Origin of the sequence: Antarcticimicrobium sediminis, from assembly GCF_004348975.1 — a bacterium.
In the GTDB taxonomy this organism is placed as follows: domain Bacteria; phylum Pseudomonadota; class Alphaproteobacteria; order Rhodobacterales; family Rhodobacteraceae; genus Antarcticimicrobium; species Antarcticimicrobium sediminis.
Map to the genome: position 1 here is coordinate 1 of NZ_SMFP01000051.1, position 2,197 is coordinate 2,197.

1 protein-coding gene and 1 pseudogene are annotated in these 2,197 nt (G+C 49.7%); both read right to left on the minus strand.

Annotated features, from left to right (window positions below; all coding sequences use genetic code 11):
• Positions 1–112: 112 nt before the first annotated feature.
• Positions 113–1,261, minus strand: coding sequence for an alkaline phosphatase family protein (locus E1B25_RS21925; protein WP_132831681.1), 1,149 nt, complete (start codon positions 1,259–1,261; stop codon positions 113–115).
• Between the two features lie 558 nt (positions 1,262–1,819).
• Positions 1,820–2,197, minus strand: a pseudogene (locus tag E1B25_RS21930) (hypothetical protein); the annotation flags it as partial.

Below are 2,197 nucleotides of genomic sequence, written 5' to 3' on the forward strand. Positions count from 1 at the left end.
AACATCCCACACTGTGCTCCCCGATAGCCTCGGGGGCATTATCCACATCAGTGTAAGGGGGTCATTTTTGGACGCCGATCACCCCGCTACGGGGTCAATTTTGCATGCCTGTTCACACATCGAAGTTCCACAGGCCACTTATCTCATGTTCCTTAGAGACGCTACGATTGACGAGGAATGGCACACGCGTCTCGGCAAAGCCGCCATGCGAGCGCAATGCTCCGTCGAGTGCAGCCAAGTCGTGTTCGGTTGGCCTTGTGCCAACGACGTGGTTCGCATCTGCGATGACCACGAGATCGCCGATGCGATCGAAAGGCAGAGCAAGCTCATTGGCAGCTTCGGCTTTACCCATCACGCGCTCGATACCTTCGATTCCGCGCAACACACATGCGATCTGATCAGCTTTATCATCGGCCAAATAGATATGACCGAGCCCACCAAGTGCGCCATGGTGCTTCACATGAGGATCAGAGATCGGCAAAACAATGTGCCCAACTACGCCTTCTCTCTCCAATAAACCCTTCAACCAGACGGCGGCAAGTTCGCCATTTCCACGACTCTTGCAGTTCATGCCGTGGTCAGCAGTTACGACTAATCGCGCACCCATACCATGTAGCATACGCAGGCGTTCATCAATTGACGCGTAGAACGCCAATGCTTCAGGCGCTTCGGGGGCATACGTGTGCTGCATGTAGTCAGTCGTCGAAAGATAGATTAGCTCAGGGCTGCGTTCCTTCAACAATCGAATTCCACTATCAAAGACAGCTAATGTTGAATCTGGTCCGTACATGTTCGGCGACGTCGCAGGCAACCAAGTTTCAGAACCGCCAGTCTCAATAGCGCGGCAAACCGCAGAGCTTGGCAAGCCATGGCCAAGTAGTTTCATTAGTTTTTCTTTTGCCGTGATCACGGCAACACTCACCCCTTCGGCAGCTTGCGCTGCCAAAATTGTACCACACCTTAGGAATTCAGGTGAGTTCATCATAACTTCACGATCATTTTCGATATCGCAAAAGTAATTTCCGGAAATTCCGTGAATTGAAGCTCGCGCCCCAGTTACAATCGAAACATTGTTTGGATTGGTAAAGCTCGGCATTGCGCTGGTCGCACAAAAACCCAACAATTCCTCGGTCATAAAAGGTGCGACATTATCCTTTTTCGCCGCATCTAAATACCTCGGGTCGCAGCCATCAAAGCATACGACAACGGTTGGCTCTTCGGGGCGATCGTAGCTGCGCCCATTAACCTCAATTCGATCCATATTTTTCCGCGATAATTTTTTTAGACTTCCTCAAATTTTGAATCTATGAGCCCCCACAAGGTGAATCCAGAAACATCACAAATGGACGCGTCAGGTCTGAAGCAAAACACCCACGATCAATCTGCGCCAGCAAGGTAACCTGCCCGAAATTTCTGCCGAACATCGCCAGATGAAATTGCATGGATTGGAAGGCGCGTACCCCCAAAAGATAGTGAACTAGGCTGCATGCTGACCACGCAAGAGAGTACTATCGTAAATCTACTCTAGACAAGAATTCCACAACATTGGATGGGACACTGGTAGGGGAAATATCTAATTCCGGCACATCAGTCATATCGCCAAATCCACCGTCACAACCGAAAACTTGCGGATCAACGGAAAGCACTACTAGTAATTCCGGAAAATTCCCCAATCATCTCAGATATCACTCCTCAAACCATCAACTAAAAATCAAGCAACAACTCGTCAAAAATTTGGAATGACACCCGGGGGCACTTTCTATGCCCCCGGGGTATTAGCATATATAGCTCCAGACAAAATTCAACTCAGAGCACAAAGTTAATCTAGAGATACCTTCATCCCTTGACCATTTCGCCACTCGCGAACGATACTGATCACCACCATGACAACCGAAAGGACTAGCAACGACGCCGTAATGGGTCGCTCAAACAGTTCGAATACTTTGTAATCCAGCATCTGCATGGATTTTGCGAAGGCGGATTCACCTATTCCGCCAAGAATCAAACCCAGAACAACCCCCGCAGCAGAATATCCAGTCGAGCGCATCATGTACCCCAAAATCCCAGGCATGAACATAACTGTTCCATCCCGGATGATCACATAGACCCTCGGCGATCCGCGTTTTTCATGGCAGGATCGGTTCTGAGGGACATTCGGGACGGGGTGCGACCATGCTGATCCATCTTCACAAGCAGG